This is a genomic window from Streptomyces olivochromogenes, assembly GCF_001514115.1.
GTDB classification, from domain to species: domain Bacteria; phylum Actinomycetota; class Actinomycetes; order Streptomycetales; family Streptomycetaceae; genus Streptomyces; species Streptomyces olivochromogenes.
This window is the reverse complement of the sequence record NZ_KQ948458.1, coordinates 41088-62959: the sequence shown is the minus strand read 5'-3', so window position 1 is coordinate 62959 and position 21872 is coordinate 41088. Positions and strand designations below refer to the sequence as shown.

At 69.7% G+C, this 21872-nt stretch carries 24 protein-coding genes; 9 read left to right on the top strand and 15 right to left on the bottom strand.

Annotated features, from left to right (window positions below):
* Positions 1–38: 38 nt before the first annotated feature.
* On the top strand, positions 39–401 hold the full coding sequence (locus AQJ27_RS22300) for a DsrE family protein (RefSeq protein ID WP_054232393.1): 363 nt from the start codon (positions 39–41) through the stop codon (positions 399–401).
* Positions 402–468: 67 nt separating this feature from the next.
* Here the strand turns inward: AQJ27_RS22300 and AQJ27_RS22295 are convergent, their stop codons facing one another.
* The 8 genes from AQJ27_RS22295 to AQJ27_RS22265 form a co-directional block, all read right to left on the bottom strand.
* Positions 469–729, bottom strand: a complete 261-nt coding sequence (locus AQJ27_RS22295; RefSeq protein ID WP_067371511.1) for a DUF3099 domain-containing protein — start codon at positions 727–729, stop codon at positions 469–471.
* An 88-nt stretch (positions 730–817) separates the two neighbouring features.
* The gene (locus AQJ27_RS22290) at positions 818–1105 is read right to left on the bottom strand and encodes a DUF1416 domain-containing protein (protein ID WP_054232391.1); all 288 of its coding nucleotides are present in this window, start codon (positions 1103–1105) and stop codon (positions 818–820) included.
* 30 nt (positions 1106–1135) lie between these two features.
* On the bottom strand, positions 1136–1975 hold the full coding sequence (locus tag AQJ27_RS22285; protein WP_067371509.1) for a sulfurtransferase: 840 nt from the start codon (positions 1973–1975) through the stop codon (positions 1136–1138).
* Between the two features lie 140 nt (positions 1976–2115).
* Positions 2116–2196, bottom strand: coding sequence for a putative leader peptide (locus AQJ27_RS60835; RefSeq protein ID WP_350310325.1), 81 nt, complete (start codon positions 2194–2196; stop codon positions 2116–2118).
* A 271-nt stretch (positions 2197–2467) separates the two neighbouring features.
* Positions 2468–3220 carry an LmeA family phospholipid-binding protein gene (locus tag AQJ27_RS22280; RefSeq protein ID WP_067371507.1) on the bottom strand — a complete coding sequence of 251 codons (753 nt, stop codon included), beginning with the start codon at positions 3218–3220 and terminating at the stop codon, positions 2468–2470.
* A gap of 325 nt (positions 3221–3545) precedes the next feature.
* Positions 3546–4748, bottom strand: a complete 1203-nt coding sequence (locus AQJ27_RS22275) for a hypothetical protein (RefSeq protein WP_067372392.1) — start codon at positions 4746–4748, stop codon at positions 3546–3548.
* 8 nt (positions 4749–4756) lie between these two features.
* On the bottom strand, positions 4757–5011 hold the full coding sequence (locus AQJ27_RS22270; protein ID WP_054232388.1) for a MoaD/ThiS family protein: 255 nt from the start codon (positions 5009–5011) through the stop codon (positions 4757–4759).
* Positions 5012–5080: 69 nt separating this feature from the next.
* Positions 5081–5977: an alpha/beta hydrolase family protein gene (locus AQJ27_RS22265; RefSeq protein ID WP_067371505.1), complete on the bottom strand. Its 897-nt coding sequence runs from the start codon at positions 5975–5977 to the stop codon at positions 5081–5083.
* 285 nt (positions 5978–6262) lie between these two features.
* Here AQJ27_RS22265 and AQJ27_RS22260 point away from each other — a divergent pair, with 285 nt between their 5' ends.
* Positions 6263–7054 (top strand): response regulator transcription factor, encoded by a 792-nt coding sequence (locus tag AQJ27_RS22260; RefSeq protein WP_067371503.1) that lies wholly within the window; start codon positions 6263–6265, stop codon positions 7052–7054.
* A 71-nt stretch (positions 7055–7125) separates the two neighbouring features.
* Positions 7126–8148 (top strand): LacI family DNA-binding transcriptional regulator, encoded by a 1023-nt coding sequence (locus tag AQJ27_RS22255; RefSeq protein ID WP_067371501.1) that lies wholly within the window; start codon positions 7126–7128, stop codon positions 8146–8148.
* 77 nt (positions 8149–8225) lie between these two features.
* Here the strand turns inward: AQJ27_RS22255 and AQJ27_RS22250 are convergent, their stop codons facing one another.
* The gene (locus AQJ27_RS22250; protein ID WP_067371499.1) at positions 8226–9971 is read right to left on the bottom strand and encodes a trypsin-like serine protease; all 1746 of its coding nucleotides are present in this window, start codon (positions 9969–9971) and stop codon (positions 8226–8228) included.
* A gap of 369 nt (positions 9972–10340) precedes the next feature.
* Here AQJ27_RS22250 and AQJ27_RS22245 point away from each other — a divergent pair, with 369 nt between their 5' ends.
* The 4 genes from AQJ27_RS22245 (at position 10341) to AQJ27_RS22230 (ending at position 14493) form a co-directional block, all read left to right on the top strand.
* Positions 10341–11555 (top strand): S1C family serine protease, encoded by a 1215-nt coding sequence (locus AQJ27_RS22245; RefSeq protein WP_067371497.1) that lies wholly within the window; start codon positions 10341–10343, stop codon positions 11553–11555.
* A 34-nt stretch (positions 11556–11589) separates the two neighbouring features.
* Complete coding sequence (locus tag AQJ27_RS22240) at positions 11590–11817, top strand: hypothetical protein (RefSeq protein ID WP_067371495.1); 228 nt, start codon at positions 11590–11592, stop codon at positions 11815–11817.
* A gap of 454 nt (positions 11818–12271) precedes the next feature.
* Positions 12272–13003, top strand: a complete 732-nt coding sequence (locus tag AQJ27_RS22235; RefSeq protein WP_067371493.1) for a response regulator transcription factor — start codon at positions 12272–12274, stop codon at positions 13001–13003.
* A complete protein-coding gene (locus tag AQJ27_RS22230) occupies positions 13000–14493 on the top strand; it encodes a sensor histidine kinase (protein ID WP_067371491.1) in 1494 nt (497 codons plus the stop codon). The genes AQJ27_RS22235 and AQJ27_RS22230 overlap by 4 nt, the downstream gene beginning before the upstream one ends.
* On the opposite strand, the gene AQJ27_RS22225 is transcribed toward AQJ27_RS22230, so the two are convergent.
* Both AQJ27_RS22225 and AQJ27_RS22220 read right to left on the bottom strand, forming a co-directional pair.
* Positions 14487–14885, bottom strand: coding sequence for a hypothetical protein (locus AQJ27_RS22225; protein WP_067371489.1), 399 nt, complete (start codon positions 14883–14885; stop codon positions 14487–14489). The genes AQJ27_RS22230 and AQJ27_RS22225 overlap by 7 nt on opposite strands.
* Positions 14882–15169: a hypothetical protein gene (locus AQJ27_RS22220; protein WP_067371487.1), complete on the bottom strand. Its 288-nt coding sequence runs from the start codon at positions 15167–15169 to the stop codon at positions 14882–14884. The genes AQJ27_RS22225 and AQJ27_RS22220 overlap by 4 nt, the downstream gene beginning before the upstream one ends.
* 469 nt (positions 15170–15638) lie before the next feature.
* Between AQJ27_RS22220 and AQJ27_RS22215 the strand changes: the two genes are divergently transcribed.
* On the top strand, positions 15639–16343 hold the full coding sequence (locus AQJ27_RS22215) for a response regulator transcription factor (protein WP_067371486.1): 705 nt from the start codon (positions 15639–15641) through the stop codon (positions 16341–16343).
* On the opposite strand, the gene AQJ27_RS22210 is transcribed toward AQJ27_RS22215, so the two are convergent.
* The 4 genes from AQJ27_RS22210 to AQJ27_RS22205 form a co-directional block, all read right to left on the bottom strand.
* The gene (locus AQJ27_RS22210) at positions 16319–18073 is read right to left on the bottom strand and encodes an ABC transporter ATP-binding protein (protein WP_067371483.1); all 1755 of its coding nucleotides are present in this window, start codon (positions 18071–18073) and stop codon (positions 16319–16321) included. The two genes, AQJ27_RS22215 and AQJ27_RS22210, sit on opposite strands and share 25 nt — an antisense overlap.
* 92 nt (positions 18074–18165) lie before the next feature.
* On the bottom strand, positions 18166–18306 hold the full coding sequence (locus AQJ27_RS57390) for a hypothetical protein (protein WP_167552124.1): 141 nt from the start codon (positions 18304–18306) through the stop codon (positions 18166–18168).
* Positions 18307–18419: 113 nt separating this feature from the next.
* On the bottom strand, positions 18420–18557 hold the full coding sequence (locus tag AQJ27_RS57385; RefSeq protein ID WP_167552123.1) for a hypothetical protein: 138 nt from the start codon (positions 18555–18557) through the stop codon (positions 18420–18422).
* 271 nt (positions 18558–18828) lie between these two features.
* A complete protein-coding gene (locus AQJ27_RS22205) occupies positions 18829–20628 on the bottom strand; it encodes a bifunctional metallophosphatase/5'-nucleotidase (protein ID WP_067371481.1) in 1800 nt (599 codons plus the stop codon).
* A gap of 200 nt (positions 20629–20828) precedes the next feature.
* Between AQJ27_RS22205 and mshD the strand changes: the two genes are divergently transcribed.
* On the top strand, positions 20829–21755 hold the full coding sequence (gene mshD, locus AQJ27_RS22200) for a mycothiol synthase (protein WP_067371479.1): 927 nt from the start codon (positions 20829–20831) through the stop codon (positions 21753–21755).
* The last annotated feature ends 117 nt before the right edge of the window (positions 21756–21872 follow it).

The window sequence follows — 21872 nt, the reverse complement described above, 5'->3', positions numbered from 1 at the left end:
CGGACTCCCCCCGAACGCCCCCGGACTACCATGCGGCCATGGCGAAGAAGCTCGTGATCAAGGTGACGGCGGGGGCCGATGCCCCCGAGCGCTGCTCGCAGGCGTTCACGGTCGCGGCGGTGGCCGTGGCCAGCGGGGTCGAGGTCTCCCTGTGGCTGACCGGCGAGTCCGCGTGGTTCGCGCTGCCGGGCCGGGCCGCCGAGTTCGAGCTGCCGCACGCGGCGCCGCTGCCCGATCTGATCGACTCGGTCCTGGCCGCGGGCCGGCTCACCCTGTGCACCCAGTGCGCGGCGCGCCGGGACATCACGGAGAAGGACGTCATCGACGGCGTACGCATCGCGGGCGCCCAGGTGTTCGTCCAGGAGGCGATGGCGGACGAGACCCAGGCGCTCGTCTACTGAAGGTGCTGCGCGTGCTGAAGATGTTGCGCGCGCCCTCCTACGGGCGGCGGCACTTCTTGCCGTCCGGCTACGGGCGGCGCTTCTTGCCATCGAGCTCGTCCCACCACTCGTCGGACTTCTGATCCCCGGACGGGTCGTCCCACCAGCGGTCCTCGGGCCCCCGCCGGTTGGCGACCATCGCGGCGAACGGCGGAATCACCATCGCCACCACACACATCCCCACGGCCACGGGAATCGACCAGATCCTTACGACTCCCCAGGCCAGGACGAAAAGACCGATGCACGTCCCCATCATGGCGAAGTAGACGTGTCGCCGTCGTGCGTACATACCTCAAGCGTAGGCCCGTACATGCCGAAGGGCCGCACCCCGAGCGTCCAACCCTGGGGTGCGGCCCTTCGGCCACTCAGAAGTGCCGTCAGACGGCGATCGCGACCTCGGCGAGGCCGCCCGTCTGGGCGACGACCGTGCGGTCCGCCGTGCCACCGGGGACCAGGGCGCGTACGGTCCAGGTGCCCTCGGCCGCGTAGAAGCGGAACTGGCCCGTCGCGGAGGTGGGGACCTCCGCCGTGAACTCGCCGGTCGAGTCCAGCAGGCGCACGTAACCGGTGACGGGCTCGCCGTCGCGGGTCACCTGGCCCTGGATGGTGGTCTCACCGGGCTTGATCGTCGAGGCGTCGGGGCCGCCGGCCTTCGCTCCACACATATTTCGATTCCGTCCTTCAGGCCTTGAGGGTTACTTGTTGGCGCCGAGCTCGATCGGGACGCCGACCAGGCTGCCGTACTCGGTCCAGGAGCCGTCGTAGTTCTTGACGTTCTCCACGCCGAGCAGCTCGTGCAGCACGAACCAGGTGAGCGCGGAACGCTCACCGATACGGCAGTACGCGATGGTGTCCTTGGCGAGGTCGACCTGCTCCTCGACGTAGAGCTCCTTGAGCTCGTCGTCCGACTTGAAGGTGCCGTCGTCGTTGGCGTTCTTCGACCACGGGATGTTGCGGGCGCTCGGGACGTGGCCCGGACGCTGCGACTGCTCCTGCGGAAGGTGCGCCGGGGCGAGCAGCTTGCCGCTGAACTCGTCGGGCGAGCGGACGTCGACCAGGTTCTGCGAACCGATGGCCGCCACGACGTCGTCGCGGAAGGCGCGGATCGCGGTGTTCTGGGCCTTGGCCTTGTAGTCGGTCGTGGCGCGGGTGGGCACCTCGACGACCAGGTCGCGGGAGTCGAGCTCCCACTTCTTGCGGCCACCGTCGAGGAGCTTGACGTTCTCGTGGCCGTACAGCTTGAAGTACCAGTAGGCGTAGGACGCGAACCAGTTGTTGTTGCCGCCGTAGAGGACCACCAGCGTGTCGTTGGCGATGCCCTTCTCCGACAGGAGCTTCTCGAAGCCCTCCTGGTCGATGAAGTCACGGCGGACCGGGTCCTGGAGGTCCTTGGTCCAGTCGATCCGGATCGCGTTCTTGATGTGGTTCTTCTCGTACGCGGACGTGTCCTCGTCGACCTCGACGATGGCCACGCTCGCGTCGTCCAGGTGGTCCTGGACCCAGTCGGCGTCGACCAGGACGTCGCTGCGGCTCATGCTGTTTCTCCTCCGGGGCAGTTGCGGCGGGGCGGTGCGTTAGACAGAGGGTGCGCGGTCATGCCTGTCGAGGCTGCGCGGCGCGCACGGGGACCCTGACGAAGAGGGGCCAGGGGAGGGCGGACGGACGAATGTCCCGCTCAGAAGGTGCGACAGAGCATGGCGGCGACGCGGCACAGGTCTACTGCCCGCCGCTTCGTGAGATCCGCCTGTCGCTTCATGGGTCCGATCGTAGGGACGGACAGGCGGGCATGTCACCGGTGTGTCGGATGTTGAGATGCGATCGTCCGGGATGTGGGACGCCCTCACCGCCGGAGCGGTCCCCGTGAGGATTCTGGGCGGCCATATCCGTCGTCACGCCGACCGCACATCTGCGGTACGGACGGGCACGTCTCGCCCCTCGGACAGCTCTCGGGCCGCACCCTCCCGCGCCTCTGCCCGCTGCTCTCTGCCTTCTGGCCTCTGGCCTCTGGCCTCTAGCCGCTGACCCTTCTACCCGACCAGCTTGACGTTCGAACCCTTCACGGAGACGTCCACGCCGTTCGCGGCTGCCTGGACCGTGTCGAGCTGGATGCCGCCCGGCAGCTCGCCGATCTTCTGCTCGAAGTCGGTGATCGCGCGCACCCGGTTCTCGGCGAGCTCGACGCCCATCTTGGGGAGGGAGTCCGCGTGCACCTTGACCGTGTTGCCGCCGACGACCGTGACCGAGCTGAGCACGGAGACCGGCTGGGGCACCTTGGTGCCGCCGATGCTGATCTCGACCGCCACCTTGATCTTGCCGTTGCCGCCGTCGGAGAGGCCGACGACCCGGGCGGTGACCCCGGGACCGACCTGCGTGGGCTGGGACTTGGCGGTCTTGAGCAGCTCGGCGTACCCGATGGACGCGGAGCCGGTGGCGCTGCTGGCGGTGGCGGAGCTGTAGTCGCCGTTGAAGGCGACGCCGTGCATCTCGGCGTTCAGGTCGTCGATACGGATGGTGCCGGCGCCGCCGGCACTGCCCGCGCCGCTCGTCGACGCCTCGTAGTCCTTGATGCCGATCTTCACGTCGTCGAGTTCGCCACCGACGACCTGGGTGAGGAAGGGGAAGCCCTCGATGGACACGTCCGGCGTGCTCGCCAGGCCCTCGGTGCTCTTGATCCGGTCCGCAGCCTTGTTCTCCGCGAAACCGACCGCCACCCGGTCCGCGATCACGAACAGGCCGCCCAGGATGACGGTGACGATCAGGACTATTCGCAGTGCACGCATGCGCGGTGTTCCCCCACCTCGAACGGATCCGGACGACCGAGTGGCCCTCCCTCGCGAACCTAACCCCGAAGGGCCCCGCGACGGGGGCCCTCCGAAGTAGTTGTAGATCACCTGTGACGAACAGCCACCGGACCGGTTCCTAGGGCCTGTCGTTTGGATCAGGCCTGGGCCGCGCGGTCTGGCACGCACATCTGCGGCGTTGTCGTCGGTCGCCATGGCTCCGCCATGACTCCCTCCTCCGCCTTGCAGCTGCACGCACCAGACCTCGCTCACCGGCACTGATCAAGCCCGGTCGCCTGAAACGACCTGATCCAAACGACAGGCCCTAGCCGAGCGCGCGGCCCAGCAGGTACACCGCGGGGGCCGCGGCGGCCAGCGGCAGGGCCACGCCCGCGGTGAAGTGGACGAAGCGGGACGGGTAGTCGTAGCTGGCGACCCGGTGGCCGATCAGCGCGCAGACCCCGGCGCCGAGGCCGAGGAAGGCCCCCTTGCTGCCCAGGTCCGTCATCCCGCCGACCGCGATACCGGCACCCGCGGCGGCCAGCAGCGCCACCACCACGGAGGCCGCGGTGGGCAGCGGCAGGGCGCGGGCGAGGATCGCGACGGCGACCGCGGCGGCGCCCACCGTGACGGCGTCCGGCTCGGCCGCGAGGTGCCCCGTCGCGATGATCGCGAGCGCCGCCGAGGTGACGGTCGCCATCAGGCCGTACATCCGGGTGTCCGGGTCGGCGTGGCTGCGCAGTTGCAGGACGAGGGTGAGCAGGACCCACACGCCGAGGGTGCCGAGGATCGCGGCGGGCGCGTTCTCCCGGCCCGCCGCGAGGAGCGCGACGTCCGCGGTGACCGCGCCGAGGAACGCCAGCGCGATGCCCTGACGGGCCGGCCACATCCCGTTCAGCCGGAACCAGCCCGCCGCGGTGACGGCCTGGAGGAGGACGAGGGGGACGACCAGGGCGTACTGCCCGATCGCCGCCGTCCCGGAGAGCAGCAGCCCGAGCACCGCGGTGAGCGCGGCGGGCTGGATGCCGGGTTCGATGATCGGGGAGCGGCCCTCGGCCCGGGCGCGCTGGGCGTCGGTGACGCGGGTGTTGCCGGTGACGGTCGGGGGGCCGTAGCCGGAGGCGGTCTCAGGGGTGACCGCGCTGCCGGTACCGGTGCCGGGTGCCTGCTGGACGGGGGGCTGGTACGCGGGCGTCCACTCCGGTGCCGGCGTCGGCGTCGGCGCCTCCTGCGGCAGTGGCTGCCCGACCGTGCCGTACGTCTGCGGCTCGGGGTACGCCTGGTAGCCCCGCGGCGGCAGATACGTCGTGTCCGCCGCCGGCATCGAGGGCTGCACCTGGGTCTCCCAGGTCTGCCCCTCCCACTGCTGGGTGTGCTGCTGCCACTCGGGCTGCTGCGGCGGCTGTTGCTGCTGAGGCTGTTGCTGCCCCTGTCCCTGCTGCTGTTGCTGTTGCTGCTGAGGCTGTGGATACGGGTCGTACCCCTCGTAGGGACCCTCGTACCGGCCCTCGTACGGCTGGTCGCTCATCGTCTCGCTCACCCTCCTGCGAACGGCGGGAGCACCTCGACCGTGCCGCCCTCGGCCAGCCGTACCGTCTCATGTTCGCGAGTGCCCACGGGGTCACCGTCGATGAGGAAGGAGCATCGCCGCAGCACGCGGACGAGTTCGCCGGGGTGTCGCACACGGGCCGCGTCGAGCGCCTCGGCGAGCGTGCCCGCGTCGTACGGCTCCTCCGCGACGCCCGCCGCGGCCTTGGCGGCGGCCCAGTAACGCACCGTGCCCTTTGCCATCTCGTTCCTCAATCGGTGTTTTCCGTGAACACGGATCAGTCATCAGTGGTTTCTGTGAACACGGTCAGGCTAGCCCGCCGCCGCGACGGCCCATGCCCCGATACGGCCGAGCAGCTCGTCGTCCGCCGCGTGCTCGGCGTGGCCCATACCGTGCTCGATCCACAGCTCGGCGTGGCCGCCGGAGGCGGCGGCGAGCATCTGGGGGTGGTCGACCGGGAAGTAGCCGTCCTGGTCGCCGTGGACGATCAGCAGCGGAGTGGGCGCGATGAGCGGGACCGACTCGACCGGGGAGCTCGGCACCGGGTCCCAGTCACGGTGGTGGATCCGGGTGCGCAGGCCGTATCGGCCGACCGCGCGGCCCACCGGCCGGGTTACCAGCCAGTGCAGGCGCCGCATAGGGGCCGTACCCCGGTAGTACCAACGGGCGGGTGCGCTCACCGAAACCACGGCGTCCGTACGCGCCTCGGTGCGCCCCTCGTGCTCCATCTCCGCGCCCCGGGCCGAGCCACCGTCCGGGCCACCATGCAGCGCCGCGTGCCGCAGCACCACCGAACCACCCATCGAGAAGCCGACGGTGGCCACACGCGTGTGCCCGAGTTCGCGGGCCCAGGCCACCGCGGCGGCCAGATCGTGGACCTCGCGGTCACCGACCGTGGAGCTGCCGCCGGAGGCGCCGTGACCACGGAAGGAGAAGGTGACCACCGCCGCGTGCCGGGCGAGAACGGCCGCGGCGTGGCGCACGTGCGGACGGTCCAGATCGCCCGTGAAGCCGTGCGCGACGACAATGACCACGTCGTTCAAACCAGTGGCCGAGTCACCAGAAGGCCGCGTTCCAGGGTCGTACGCCGCATCGATCGTCACCCCGTCGACCGTGTGCAGAAACCTCCGCAAAGGGGTGCGCGGGGGCGTCTCAAGGGGTGGACGATCGGAAGATCCCGTCGCTTGACCTGCCGGACCTGAGCTCATGTGGGCTATTCTGCTGGGCAGAGGACTCGGGCAGCGTAGCCCCCGGGTCCTTTTGTGCTTTCTGAAGCGTTGTATACGAAGCGGGAAACCGCAGGTGTACGAAGCCGGTGAACGCATAGAACGTGTGGCGGCCCCCAGTGGGCCGTCCGGCGACTCCCAGGGGCGCGGGAGCCGCACCGTAGGAAGCAGTGCCGCAAACGTCCTCGCAGGGACCGAGGAGGAACCAGACGTTATGGGCGAGCGAACCTTGCATGACCGTAGGACGACCCAGGCAGGTGGGGCGCGATGAGTTCTCTGCTGCTCCTGACCAATGCTCTTCAGCCGTCGACGGAGGTGCTTCCCGCTCTCGGCCTGCTCCTGCACAACGTGCGAGTGGCTCCGGCGGAAGGCCCCGCTCTCGTCGACACCCCCGGTGCCGACGTCATCCTGATCGACGGCCGGCGCGACCTCCCACAGGTGCGCAGTCTGTGCCAGCTGCTGCGCTCGACCGGGCCTGGCTGTCCGCTGATCCTCGTCGTGACGGAGGGCGGCCTCGCGGCCGTCACCGCCGACTGGGGCATCGACGACGTGCTCCTGGACACCGCGGGACCGGCGGAGGTCGAGGCGCGGCTGCGGCTGGCCATGGGCCGCCAGCAGATCGTCAACGACGACTCCCCGATGGAGATCCGCAACGGCGACCTCTCGGTCGACGAGGCGACGTACAGCGCCAAGCTCAAGGGCCGGGTCCTCGACCTGACCTTCAAGGAGTTCGAGCTCCTCAAATACCTCGCGCAGCACCCGGGCCGTGTCTTCACGCGCGCCCAGCTGCTTCAGGAGGTCTGGGGCTACGACTACTTCGGCGGTACGCGGACGGTCGACGTCCACGTACGACGGCTGCGCGCGAAGCTCGGACCCGAGCACGAGTCGCTGATCGGTACCGTCCGGAACGTCGGTTATCGATTCGTTACACCTGAGAAGGCGGACCGCGCCGCGGACGAGGCGAGGGCCAGGGCGGCCCAGCCAAAGCCGGAGGATGCGGACGAGACGGCGCACCTGGACGCCGTCGAGACGGTCGAGGCGGCGGCGGAGGCGCAGTAGGCGGTAACGGAGGCGCAGCAAGCCTCCGTACGCCCTGCCCAGCGGCGGGTCCATCCGCGTAGACTCCGCGCGTGGCCAAGGTGACGAGGGACGATGTAGCGCGACTGGCGGGTACGTCCACTGCCGTTGTCAGCTATGTCATCAACAACGGACCGAGGCCGGTTGCCCCGGCCACGCGCGAGCGCGTTCTCGCCGCGATCAAGGAACTGGGGTACCGGCCCGACCGGGTCGCCCAGGCCATGGCGTCGCGGCGGACCGAGCTCATAGGCCTGATCGTGCCGGACGCGCGCCAGCCCTTCTTCGGGGAGATGGCGCACGCGGTCGAGCAGGCCGCCGCCGAGCGCGGGAAGATGGTGCTCGTCGGCAACTCCGACTACATCGCCGAGCGCGAGGTCCACTACCTGCGCGCCTTCCTCGGTATGCGGGTCTCCGGGCTGATCCTCGTCAGCCACGCGCTCAATGACAACGCTGCCGCGGAGATCGACGCGTGGGACGCCCGCGTGGTGCTGCTGCACGAGCGCCCCGAGGCCATCGACGACGTCGCCGTCGTCACGGACGACGTCGGCGGCGCCCAGCTCGCCACCCGCCACCTCCTCGAACACGGCTACGAATATGTGGCCTGTCTCGGCGGCATCGCGGAGACCCCCACCGTCGGCGACCCGGTCTCCGACCATGTCGAGGGCTGGCGGCGCGCGATGCAGGAGGCCGGGATCTCCACCGAGGGGCGCCTCTTCGAAGCGCCGTACAACCGCTACGACGCCTATCAGGTCGGCCTCCAGCTGCTCGGCGGTCCCGACCGCCCGCCCGCCATATTCTGCTCCACCGACGACCAGGCGATCGGCGTGCTGCGCGCCGCGCGTGAGCTGCGCATCGACGTTCCGGGGCAGCTGGCCGTGGCCGGTTTCGACGACGTCAAGGAAGCCGCGCTGACGGATCCGCCGATGACGACGATCGCCTCCGACCGGTCGGCGATGGCGCGGGCCGCGGTGGATCTCGTACTGGATGACGGGTTGCGGGTCGCGGGGTCGCGGCGCGAGCGGTTGAAGGTGTTTCCGTCGCGGTTGGTCGTCCGGCGTTCTTGCGGTTGTGAGTAGCCAGCGGTTGTGAGTAGCCAAAAGACAAGAAGCGCCGGCCCTGCGGATTCGCAGGGCCGGCGCTTCTTGGTCATGCGCTAGAACAGCAGGTTGTACTGGTTGAAGCCGCTGCCCAGACCGATCCGTGAGCCGAAGAGGCTGCTGGAGGCCTTGTTGGTGCCGGGGTAGAGCCAGAGCTTGCCGGCGGAGTCGCGGGTGATGAGGTCCGCGATGCCGTCGCCCGTGACGTCGCCGTTGGTGACGTACGAGGTGAAGGTGAAGCCCGTACGCGCCTGGATCCGCGCCGCGAACGGGGTCTTCTCGACCTGCGTGCCCCGGTAGAGGTACAGGACGCCGGAGCTGTTGCGGACCAGCAGGTCGGCCCTGCCGTCGCCGGACAGGTCGCCGTGGCCGAAGATCTTCACGTTCTTCCAGGCCCTGTCGACGACCTTGACCTTGCCGTAGAACTGACCGTTGCCCTTGCCCGGGTAGAGGTAGACCGAGCCGTCGGCGTCCACCGCGACCAGGTCGGGGCGGGCGTCGCCCGTCATGTCGCCGGGGATGGCGTACGACTTGTAGCCGCCCCACACCGTGCTGATCTGCATCCAGTCGTACTCACCGGAGGTGTGGTTCAGGTAGCGGCGGTACAGCTTGCCGTCGTTCTTGTCGCGGATGATCTGGTCCTGGAAGAAGTCCCGGTCCAGGTCGGCCTGGAGGCCCCAGCTGATGTTCTGCCAGCCGTTGCCCCAGTAGGCGCGGGCCGTGAGCGAGGTGCCCTTGCTGTCCTGCTCGAAGACGCCGCCGGACGGCGTGCGCGCCAGCAGGTCGGCCTTGCCGTCGAAGGTCAGGTCCGCGTCGTCGATGCGCGGCTGGGCGGCCCAGGTGTACGAGGACACCTTGGTGAACACCGGGTAGGCGCCCTTCGCGGTGCAGCCCGCGACGCCCCACGAGACGATGCCGACGACCTTGCCGCCGACGATGACGGGACCGCCGGAGTCACCGTTGCAGGGGCTCTTGGTGCCCTCGTCGGTGCCGGTGGCCGGGGTGCCCGCGCAGAACATGGCGCCCTCGACGAAGTCGTCCTCGCCGAGGACCGACTGCATCGCGGAGTTGCAGGTGGAGTCGGCGACCAGCGGCAGGGTCACCTTGCGCAGGTTCGCCGACAGGTCGGCGTCGTCGGCGCCGGAGGTCAGGCCCCAGCCGTAGACGGTGGCGGAGTTGCCGGCCTTGTAGGAGGCGCTGTCACCGGCGGCCACCAGCCGCTGCCACTGCTGGTCCAGCGGGCGGTCGAGCGTGAGGACCGCGATGTCGTTCTGGACGGTCGTGGAGTTGTAGTGCGAGTGGTTCCACTGGCGGTAGACGCCCGCGACCGTGCCGCTGGTGTCGTCCAGCAGTCCGGTGGCACCGGCCACCACCGCGCCGTTCTTCACCCAGTCCAGGCCCGCGACGCAGTGGGCCGCCGTCAGGACCTTGTTCGGGGCGACGAGGGTGCCGCCGCAGAAGTAGCCGACGCCGGCCGTGCTGTCGTAGTAGGAGAGCTGGACCATCCACGGCGCGGAGGAGATCGTCGTCTCGGTGCCGCCGATGATGAAGGGTGTCTTCTTGGGGGTCGTGTCCGGGGTCGCCAGGTCCTTGACGGCGGCGGCGACCCGGCCGCGCAGCTCCTTGTCGGAGACGGTCGGCTTCGCGGGCTGGGACTGGTTCGCCTTCGGCAGCGAAGGTCCGTCCGCCGCAGTGGCGGGCTGCGCCGCGAAGGCGCCGGCGCAGGTCAGCGCCAGCGCGAGAGCGGCCGTGGGCAACGCCGTGGCGGGGCGTCTCCAGCGGTCGCGCAGGGCACGTATCACTCAGGGCTCCTGGTGTGGGTGCGTGTGGATTCCATGACGTAGGAGGCCCGAGAAGGGCGTACGACGCACCGGCCCGATCGACTGCAGCGGTCACTGGCCATGGCCGGCAACCACCCGCATCGATTCAGGCACACCGCGGAGCCCCCCTCCGGCGCGGAGATCGTAGGCCTCATCCGCCCCAGAACACATGTACTACACAGCAGCCAGACAAGTATTCGTCCGTCGCCTTCCGTGACATCACCCCCACGCAACCCGCTGTTTCCCGGATTTCAGCGGGCTCGGGCGCCTTTATATCGGGCATACGAGGTTCTGTCGGGCTTCTCAGCGGCCACTCAGGGAGCTCTCATGATCGGGGGACAAGCTTTTTCCATGACCGAGAGCTTCCGCCGCAGCGGCGAGTACCCCCAGGGCGACGACCACCAGGCGACCGACCCCATGCGGGCGGCGTACCCCCAGCAGCAGCCCGTCTCTTCCTCTCCCGTGAACCCCGAGTGGCCTCCGCCGCCGGCGTACGAGCCGGTCGCTCCGGTCGCCGTCGACCCGGGTACCACCGTGTGGCCGGGCTCCGGTCAGGGTGGCGACGGTGGTGCGGGCGGTTACGGCACAGGCGGCGCCTACGCCGGTTACCCCGAGCCGGACGCCGTCTCCTCCACCGCGGTACTCCAGGCGCAGCCGGTCCCGGCCGCCCCCGCGCCGAAGAAGCGCGCGAAGGGCACGATCGGCCTGCTGGCCGCCGTGGCGATAGTCGCGGCCGCCATCGGAGGCGGCACCGCGTACGGCATACAGGAGCTGACCGGCAAGGACACCGCCTCGAGCAGCACCAGCACCACCGTGGTGCCCGCCGCCAAGAAGGGCACCGTCGCCGGTGTCGCCCAGGCGGTCAGCCCGAGTATCGTCGAGGTCAGCGCGACCTCGAACGCGGGTTCGTCCACCGGCTCGGGTGTGATCATCTCGTCCAGCGGCGAGATCGTCACCAACAACCACGTCATCTCGGGCGCCTCCGAGATCAAGGTGCAGCTGAGCAGCGGCAAGTCGTACACCGCGAAGGTGGTCGGCACCGACAGCAAGAAGGACCTCGCGCTCATCAAGTTCGAGAACGCGCCCTCCGGCCTGAAGGTCGCCACGCTCGGCAACTCCGACGGCGTCCAGGTCGGCGACGACGTCGTCGCGATCGGCTCCCCCGAAGGGCTGACCGGCACCGTCACCAGCGGCATCGTCTCGGCGCTCAACCGTGACGTCACCGTCTCCACGGACGAGAGCCAGGGCCAGCAACAGCAGCAGGGCGGCGGCAGCGGCCAGTGGCCGTTCTCCTTCGGCGGCCGGCAGTTCAACGGCGACACCGGTTCCTCGACGACCACGTACAAGGCCATCCAGACCGACGCGTCCTTGAACCCCGGCAACTCCGGCGGCGCCCTCATCGACATGAACGGCAACATCGTCGGCATCAACTCCGCGATGTACTCGGCCGCCGACTCCTCGTCCAGCTCGTCGAGCGCGGGCAGCGTCGGCCTCGGTTTCGCCATCCCGATCAACACCGTCAAGTCGGACCTCGCCAGCCTGCGGGCCGGCGGTTCCGACAGCTGAGTCCTTCTCGGCCAAGTCCTTCTCGGAGGTTGAAATGATCACTCGCGTCTCCCACGACATCGAAGGCACCGACCCCGCCGGCCTCGACCTGGCCCTCTCCGTGGCTCGTGAACTGCACCGGCCGGTGCCCCGGGCTCCGGAGGTGACGGTCCCGCAGCCGCAGATGATGGGCCTGCACCTCTCCGCCGATCACCCGCACCGCCGCAAGGTCCCGCTGAGCCGCCTGAGCCGCCTGAGCCAGCTGAGCACGCTGGGGGTCTGAGCCGCCGAGCGCTCTGCGTTGCCTGAGCGGGCCGAGGAGGCCGAGCGGGCAGGCCGAGCGGGCCGAGCGGGCAGGCCGAGGGAGGCTGAACTGGCCGGGCGGGCTGAGCAGGCTGAACGGGCCGGGCGGGCTGAGCGGGCCGGGCGGGCTGAGCGGGCCGGGCGGGCTGAGCGGGCTGAACGGGCTGAACGGGCCGGGCGGGCTGAGCGGGCTGCGAGCCTGAGCCGACGAACCGATCCCGGCCGATCCCGACCGATCCCGACCGTGACCAGCGGATCCCGACCGATCTCCGCCGACCCCCTCCGATCGCTGCCGATCCCCTCCGATCGCCGCTGATCTCCTCCGATTCCGACCGATACCCGCCGATCTCCGCTGATCCTTTCTGCCCCGGCCGGAACGTGCGAGGCTGAAAGCGTCCGGCCCCGTCCCACCGCACCCCTAGGAACCCACGCCCATGAGCCCCGCCGAAGGCGACCGTGAAACCCAGCGCATCCTGATCGTCGACGACGAGCCGGCCGTGCGCGAAGCACTTCAGCGCAGCCTCGCCTTCGAGGGATACGACACCCAGGTCGCGGTCGACGGAGCGGACGCGCTGGAGAAGGCGACCGCGTACCAGCCCGACCTGGTCGTCCTGGACATCCAGATGCCCCGGATGGACGGTCTGACGGCCGCCCGCCGGATGCGCGGGGCGGGCACGACGACCCCCATCCTCATGCTGACGGCCCGCGACACCGTGGGCGACCGTGTGACCGGCCTCGACGCGGGCGCGGACGACTACCTGGTCAAGCCGTTCGAGCTGGACGAGCTGTTCGCCCGGGTCCGGGCCCTGCTGCGACGCAGTTCCTACGCGGCCGCGACGGTCGGCAGCCCGGACGACGACGCGCTGACCTTCGGCGACCTGCGGATGGACCTCGCGACGCGCGAGGTCACGCGCGGGGGCCGGGCGGTCGAACTGACCCGCACCGAGTTCACCTTGCTGGAGATGTTCCTGGCCCACCCGCGCCAGGTCCTCACCCGCGAGCAGATCCTCAAGGCGGTCTGGGGCTTCGACTTCGAGCCCTCCTCCAACTCCCTCGACGTCTACGTCATGTACCTGCGCCGCAAGACCGAGGCGGGCGGCGAGCCGCGCCTCGTGCACACGGTGCGGGGTGTGGGGTACGTCCTGCGGTCGGGCGGCGCCGAGTGATGAGGGTTCTGCGCCGGTTCCGGTCACTGCCGATCCGGTCACGCTTGGCGCTGCTGGTGGCGGCGGCGGTGGCGTTCGCGGTGGCGGCGGTCTCGGTGACGTGCTGGTTCATCGTGGAGAGGAAACTGTACGAACAGGTCGACGAGTCTCTCGGGTCTCAGCGAAAATCCCTGCCGTACCCCGTGGTCGAGAACGCCCTCAACAACTGCGGCCGGGCCCCGAAGGCCAGCAGCAATGACTACCGCGGACAGTCCGATTCGTACGCTCAGGTGGTCCAGGCAGACGGCACCATCTGCGCCTTCGAGGGCTCTCGGGGCATAGTGAAGGTTGCCGACAGCGACAAAGAACTGGCCAAGAACGCGAAGCTCGGCGCCGTCACGATCCGGAACGGCACCGACAGTGACGGCAACGACGTACGAGTGATGACGACGGCGCTCGTCGCCAACGGTGTTCCCAACACCATGCCCAGCACCCGCGTGTTGTACGAAAAAATGGCCTTTGTCGTCGCCGTACCTCTGAAGAGCACCGAGGCCACCCTCAACGACCTTTCTCTCGTCCTCCTCCTCGTCTCGGGCATCGGAGTCGTCGGCGCCGGAGCCGCCGGCCTGGCGGTCGCTCGCGCGGGCCTGCGCCCGGTCGACAAGCTCACCGAGGCCGTGGAGCACGTGGCGCGCACGGAGGACCTCTCCATCCGTATCCCCGTCGAGGACGACAGCGAGGACGAGGTCGCCCGGCTCTCCCGCTCCTTCAACTCGATGACGTCCGCACTGGCCAACTCCCGCGAGCTGCAACAGCAGCTGATCGCCGACGCGGGCCACGAGCTCCGTACGCCGCTCACGTCGCTGCGTACGAACATAGAACTCCTCACCCGCAGCGAGGAGACGGGCCGCCCGATCCCCCCGGCGGACCGCAAGGCGCTGCTGTCGTCGGTGAAGGCGCAGATGACGGAGCTGGCGGCGCTGATCGGCGACCTGCAGACGCTGTCGCGTTCGGACGCGGGCCAGTCGGGCGACCGCATCCAGGTGGTCGACCTCCAGGAAACGGTCGAGGCGGCCCTCCATCGCGCCCGCCTGCGCGGCCCCGAGCTGACGATCACGGCGGACCTCCAGCCCTGGTTCGTACGGGCGGAGCCGTCCGCGCTGGAGCGGGCGATCGTGAACATCCTCGACAACGCGGTGAAGTTCAGCCCCGAGGGGGAGGCCATCGACGTCATCCTCAAGGCCGGCGAACTGACCGTCCGCGACCACGGCCCCGGCATCCCCTCCGAGGAACTCCCGCACGTCTTCGACCGCTTCTGGCGCTCCCCCTCCGCCCGCGCACTGCCGGGCTCGGGCCTGGGCCTGTCGATCGTGGCCAGGACCGTGCAGCAGTCCGGCGGCGAGGTGTCCCTCCAACCGGCGCAGGGCGGCGGAACGGTGGCGACGCTACGACTGCCGGGCGCGCCCACACCGCCCCCCGAGCTGGGTCAGGACGGGGCCAAGGGTCAGTAGAAGCCGAGCATTCCTGGTGCATCAATATCGATGGCGAGGAATCCTGGCGGGTAGTCGTCCTCCCGGCCCGTCAGGATGATGGACATGCCGCCGGTCTCCAGATGCGGCGTCGCGACGTAGATGGCATGGCAGGTATCCGCGCCACCCCATCCATCGCGAACCATCCCTCCGACCAGGGTGGCCGCCGTCTGGCCCAGCGGGTCGACGAGGACCCCCGGCAGCGCGAGCAGCTTGCTCGCGGCTCCTTCGTCAGCCTCTTCCGCTCGCATAAGGCACAGGGCTGGGACATGGAGCCAGTCGCCAGGCGTGTGCGCAACGTTGTCCACCAAGCGGTGCAGCGCAACGTGCCCCTGGGTGAGCGCCGTAGCCGCGCTGGTGTCGAGGATGATCACGCAGCGTGCCCTCGGAGGGCGTGGGCCTTCTCCGCCGCCATTGCGTACACATTGGCCAGCACGTCCGGCCCGTTATCGAACTCCTCGTCGGTAAGCCTGCAGCCCATGCGCTCCCGCAGGACTTTGCGCGTGGCCGCCACGCGTTCGGCGATCTGCTCAGCGGTTGGCTGCTCGGCCGCGAGTTGCTCGACGAGCTGCCCGAGGGTCACACCGCGGTCCTTGGCAACCTGAGCCAGGTGGTCGCGGACCTCCTTGGTCACCTGGATGGTCGTATGCTCTGCCATGGAATCACCATAGCCCCACCATTATCGACCGCCAGCCCGTCTCACTCGAACGAGACGCCGCCGAACGCATCAGCTCGACTTGCGCCAGGCAGCGCTGCTGAGATCGGGGGTGTGCTTCATGACCGGTGCCCTTCCAGAACACCCCTGATGAACGTGAGTGAGTCCGACGGGGGCAGCGCCACGTTGATCCCTCTACGAGGTAGTGGACCCCCGCGGCGAAGGGGAACACCGGTGCCGGCGCGGGCGCAGCGAGCGGTGAGCGATCGCAGTTGACGGACGCGCAGGCCGCGGGGCAGTCGATCGCCGGCTGGCTCGGCGGCTGGACGCCCACCGCCTCCTGACGCCCACCACGACCTCGTGACGTACATCGCTGCTTCATGACTCCCCGGGAGGCTGGGCGCGGACACCGCCCAGCCTCCCCACACCCCTCTCCAAGCCCTCCCACAGCGCCCCGTTACACGTTGGGGGGATGGCGCGGAAGATTCTGCTGGCCGATGACGACGAGGCCGTACGTGAGGGGCTCGACCGGCTGCTCAGGTTCGAGGGGTACGAGACCGTCCTCACCGGGGACGGCCGCGAGGCCCTCGAACTGGTGGCCGGGGTGGACGAGCGGCCCGACCTGGTGCTGATGGACGTCACCATGCCCGGCCTCGACGGGCTGGCCGCGACGCGCCGGATCAGAGCCTCCGGGTCCACCGTCCCCATCCTCATGATCACCGGCAGGGACGCGGTCGGCGACCGTATCGTCGCCCTCGACAACGGCGCCGACGACTACCTCATGAAGCCCTTCGCCGCCGAGGAACTCCTCGCCCGGGTCAGGGCCTTGCTGCGCCGCAGCCCGCAGCCGAAGCAGTGCGCTCCCCGTCTCGACGACCGGCTCGCCTTCGGGGACCTCGCCATGGACCGGCCCACCCGCACCGTCACCCGCTCCGACCGCCCCCTCGACCTGACCAGGACCGAGTACGCCCTGCTGGAGTATCTGCTCCGGCATCCCGCCAAGGTCCTCAGTCGCGCCCAGATCCTAAAGGAGGTCTGGGGCTTCGACTTCGAGCCGACGTCGAACACGCTGGACGTGTACGTGATGTACCTGCGCCGGAAACTGGAGAGCCGCGGCGAACCGCGGCTCATCCAGACCGTGCGGGGGCTCGGCTACACGCTCCGTGCCGCCAAGTAGTCGAGTTCCGGCGTCGCGAGCCGGGCGTACGCGCCGCCCCACGCCATCAGCTCGTCGTGCGTGCCCGCCTCCACCAGCCGGCCACCGTCCACCACCAGGATCCGGTCGGCGTCGGGGGCGAGGCTCAGATCGTGCGTGATCATGATGGTCGTACGGCCCGCCATCAGGCGCCGCAGCGGCTGCACCACCCGGCGGGCGGCGATCGAGTCGAGCCCGGCGGTCGGCTCGTCGAGGACCAGGACGGGCGCGGCGCGCAGCATCGCGCGGGCGATCGCGATCCGCTGGAGCTGGCCGCCGGACAGGGTGGCCGTGCCGGGCGCGATCTCGGTGTCGTACCCGTCGGGCAGCGCGCCGATGAAGTCGTGCGCGACCGCGTCCGTCGCCGCCCGCTCGATGTCCGCCTGGGACGCGCCCGGCCTGCCGCACTCGATGTTCTCGCGGATCGTGCCGTGCAGGATCAGCGTCTCCTGGGGCAGCAGCGCCACGTTCTCGCGCAGGAACTCCAGGGACATGTCGGGCAGCGGGACGCCGTCCAGGCAGACCACGCCGGCCGTGGGGTCGTAGAAGCGGGTGAGGAGTTTGGAGAGCGTCGACTTTCCGGCGCCGCTCGGGCCGGTGACGATGACGAGTTCGCCGGGTCCCGCGGTGAAGGTCACGTCGTGCAGGGACTCGCGGTCGGCGCCTGGGTAGCGGAACGACGCGCCGTGGAAGCTGACCCAGCCGTGCACGGGCCACTCCCGGACGGGCTCGGCGGGTTCGGTGACGGCGGGTTCGGTGTCCAGGATCTCCTGGATGCGTTCCGCGCCGGCGGTGGCGGCGGTGAGGGTGAGACCGAGCTGACCCAGATTGCGGATCGGCGGGTACAGGTAGCCGAGGAACGCGGCGAAGGCGAGCAACTGACCGAGTGACATGCGCCCCTTCGAGATCTCCCAGGCGCCGAGGCCGATCACGGCGAGCACGCACAGCGTCTCGACGACCTCGACGAACTGCTCGTACATCTCGCTCGCCCGTGCCCCGCGCACCGACGCCCGCATCCAGGCCCGCGCCTCGCGGTCGAGCCGCTTCTCCTCGGCGCGGCGGCGGTTGTACGCCTGGGTCAGCACCACATTGCCGAGGGACTCCTCGACGACCGAGGTGATCGCGCCGTCGGCGGCCCGCTCCTCCTGGGAGGCGGTCTTGATGCGGCCGGCGAACCGGCGGGCGGCGACGAGGAAGAGGGGGGCGAGCAGGAAGGTGACGAGGGCGAGGTCCCAGCGCAGCCAGAGCGCGGCGGCGGCGTAGAAGACGGCGGAGAAGGCGGCGGAGACCGTCCCGACGACACCCGACACGACCATCTGCTCGATGGCCTCGACGTCACCGGTGAGCCGTTCGACCAGGTCGCCCTGGCGGTGCTTCTGGAAGAAGTCGGGCGGCAGGTCCTGGACGTGCCGGAAGACACTCGCGCGCAGACGCAGGACGAATCTCTCCGCGGTCCACACGGCGAGCGAGTTGCCGAGGTAGCCGACGATCGCGCCGATCGCGGCGACGCCCAGCCAGGCTCCGGCCGGCTCCCAGAACGCGGAGAGCGAACCGGCCTTCAGGGCGTGGTCCGTGAGCTGGGCGAAGAGCAGGATCGAGGCCGTCTCGGCGAGCGCGGCCACGACGACGCAGCCGATGATCAGCAGCAGCCATTTGCGGTCGCCGCGCGTCAGCGGCCAGAAGCGTGCGAATGCCTCCCGTACTTCCCGCATATCAAATCAACTTCCCTTTCCGGTCCGGAACATGGCCGAGGCGGGGCCACCGGAAACCGATAATTCCCGGGGACCCCGCCTCGCGCGGGCTGCTACTGGCCCTGACGGCTGACCGGGCGCTTCTTCGGAGCGACGGCCTTCTTCGCCACCGGGGCCGGCTTGGCGGGCCGGCGCTTCGCGACCGGGGCGGCCTTGTGGTGCTTCTTGACGGGGGCGATCTTGTGGAAGCTCATGGGTTTCCCTCTCGTAGCTTTGACTGATCCGCTGGTCGCGGGTGGTGAACCGCTGAGTGCGGGTGGTGAACCGCTGAGTGCGGGTGGATCTGTTAATCGGGGGTGGATCTTGCTTACTTGTTGCCGACAGGGCGGCGCCCGGGCTTCTGCGCCACCGGGGCCGGCTTGGCGGGCTGGCGCTTCGCGGGCTTCTTCGGGGCCGGGGCCGGCTTGTGGTGCTTCTTGACCGGGGCGATCTTGTGGAAGCTCATGGGTGTCTCCTTGTTCCCTGCGGGTGAATTCCCTTTGTCGTTTGCGCTGTTCGCTTTCGACATGGAAAACACTACGGGACCCGGGACCTTGAAATCGCCAATTCGGCTGAGACCTCAATGAATTACGGCTGAAACAAATTTTCAGATGGACCGTGGAACCAATCCACTACTCACACAGAATTTAGGTCAAAGAAAAGCGGGGCCGGTACGCGTCCGCGTACCGGCCCCGCCCGTTCCGTAAGGAACTCCGTAAGGAACTTTCCGTAAGGGACTACCGCACGACCGTGATCCGGTCCGCCGTCGGCACCGGGTACGGCGCCGTGGCCGAGGAGTTGGCCGTCAGGTAGGACTCGAAGGCCGCCAGGTCGTCGCCGCCGACCAGGACGTCTCCGCCCTTGCCGAGCTCGGCGAAGCCGTCGCCGCCGCCCGCGAGGAAGGAGTTCATCGCGACGCGGTAGGTGGCGGCGGGGTCGATCGCCGCGCCGTTGAGCTTGACCGAGTCGGCGACCACCCGGGCCGCGCCCGTCTTCGTCAGGTCCAGCGTGTAGGTCAGGCCCTTGGAGATCTGCAGGATCTTCGGCGCGGCCTCGTTGGCCCCGCTGACCTGCTGCTGGAGTGCCGTGATCACCTGAGCGCCGGTGAGGTTCACCAGGTTGACGGTGTTGGCGAACGGCTGGACCGTGTACGCCTCCCCATACGTCACCACTCCGTCGCCCTCACTGCCGCTCGCCGCGTAGGTGAGCCCGGCGCGGATGCCGCCCGGGTTCATCACCGCGAGGTCGGCCTCGGGGTCGACGGACTTGGCGTACGCGAGCTGCGCGTCGGCGATCATGTCGCCGAGCGGGGACTCGTTGCCGGCGTTGCCGATCTCGCCCGCGATGTAGCCGATGGGACGCGAGGCGATCGGGGCGGACAGCGTCTTCCACTTGCTGATCAGGGACGTCATGTCGGCGGCCTTCGCCACGTCACGGGTGACCACGTGGTTCGCCGACTTCACCGCCGTACGCGCGATGTCGCCGGTCCAGCGGTCGTACGTCAGCGTCGTGTCCGTGTAGAGGCGGCCGAAGGACGAGGCCGACGTCACCATGCGGGGCTTGCCCGACGGGTCCGGGATGGTGCACGCGTACGCCTGGTGGGTGTGGCCGGTGACCAGGGCGTCCACGGCCGGCGTGACGTTCTTGGCGATGTCGACGATCGGCCCAGAGATGCCGTCACCGGCGCCGGGGCTGTCGCAGTCGTAGTTGTACGCCGTCGACGCGGGCGCGCCGCCCTCGTGGATCAGCGCGACGATCGACTTCACGCCCTGGCGCTGGAGCACCTTGGCGTACTTGTTGATCGTCTCGACCTCGTCGCCGAACTTCAGTCCCTTGACGCCGTCGGCCGACACGATGTTCGGGGTGCCTTCCAGCGTCACGCCGATGAAGCCGACCTTGACGCCGTTCTTCTTCCACACCCAGTAGGGCTTGAGAATCGGCTTGCCGGTCTTCTCGTCGGTGACGTTCGCCGCGAGGTACGGGAAGTCGGCACCCCGGAACTTCGCCTTCTTGTCGTAGCAGCCGTCCGTGGGGTGGCAGCCGCCGTTCTGCAGGCGGCCCAGCTCCTTGGCGCCCTCGTCGAACTCGTGGTTGCCGACGCTCGTCACATCCAGGTCGAGCTTGTTCAGCGCGTCGATCGTCGGCTCGTCGTGGAAGAGCCCGGAGATCAGCGGGGAAGCCCCGACCATGTCACCGGCCGCGGCCGTGATCGAGTACTTGTTGCCCTGGCGGGCCTGGCGCAGATGCGTGGCGAGGTACTCGACACCGCCCGCGTCGATCGACTTCGTCGTGCCGTCCGCCTGGAGCTCCGTGACCCGGCCGGACGACCCGGCCGGCGGCTCCAGGTTGCCGTGCAGGTCGTTGAAGGACAGCAGCTGTACGTCCTGGTAGCGGCCGCTGCCGGGGTGGTGGTGCGGGTTCGACCTGTCCTGCCCTGCGCTCGCGGGCATCGCGGCGGCCAGGGCGCCGACGGTGGCCAGCCCAGCGGCGGCGGCGAGGATGCGATGGGTACGTCTGTGCCGGGGCGTCGGCAGCATGGGTTCCCCCCAGTGGGACGGCTGTGGTTTTACGCGCACTTTAGAATCAACGCGCGTAGCGCAACAGGGGGTTCGGGGTTACAGACTGGTTGCCATCGCCTCACCACCACCTGACGCAAGCCCCTCCTCACCCCGCCACGAGCCACATCGACGCCGCGCAACTCCTTGTCCGTAAAACACCGCGCCGTACCCTCGTATCCATGACCAGCGACGACACCGCGCCCCACGCCCTCACCCGCTCCATCGAGACCCACACCGCGCTCTCCCCGGCCCAGGCCGAGGACGTGCTCCGGCTGCTCGCGGAGGCCGCCCGGGCCGACGGGCAGCAGGCGGTCTCCGAGCAGGGCCGGCTCCAGCTGAAGGGCGGCGCCCGCGAGGGCGTGCGCCATCTGCTGCTGACCCTCGGCGACGAGCTGATCGGGTACGCGCAGTTGGAGGACACCGACCCGGTGGAGGCCCCGGCCGCCGAACTGGTCGTGCACCCGGCGCACCGCGGCCACGGCCACGGCCGGGCCCTGGGCTCGGCCCTGCTCGCCGAGTCCGGCAAGCGGCTGCGCGTGTGGGCGCACGGCGGTCACTCCGCCGCCCGGCATCTCGCCCAGGTCCTCGGCCTCACCCTCTTCCGCGAACTGCGCCAGCTGCGGCGGCCGTTGACCGACCTCGACCTGCCCGAACCGAAGCTCGCGGACGGCGTGAACGTCCGCACCTTCGTGCCCGGCCAGGACGACGCGGCCTGGCTCGCCCTGAACGCCGAGGCCTTCGCCCACCACCCCGAGCAGGGCTCCCTCACCCAGCGCGACCTGGACGACCGCAAGGCGGAGGTGTGGTTCGACCCGTCCGGGTTCTTCCTCGCCTTCCGCGGCGACGAACTCGTCGGCTTCCACTGGACGAAGGTCCACGCCGAGGAGGGCCTCGGTGAGGTGTACGTCCTCGGAGTCCGCCCGGGCGCCCAGGGCGGCGGTCTCGGCAAGGCCCTCACCACGATCGGGCTCCGCCACCTCGCCCGGCAGGGTCTGCCGACGGCCATGCTCTACGTCGACGCCGACAACAAGGCGGCCGTGACCGTGTACGAGCGGCTCGGCTTCCGCACGCACGAGACGGACCTGATGTACCGCAGCGAGTCCTGACCGTCGGTCCGGTGTCTTCTACTGGTCCGGCGTCCTTGCAGGTCCGGTGGTCCGGCGTCCTTGCAGGTCCGGTGAATGTCGGTCTGCGGTGTCCTTGGCGGTCCGGTGTCCCCGCCC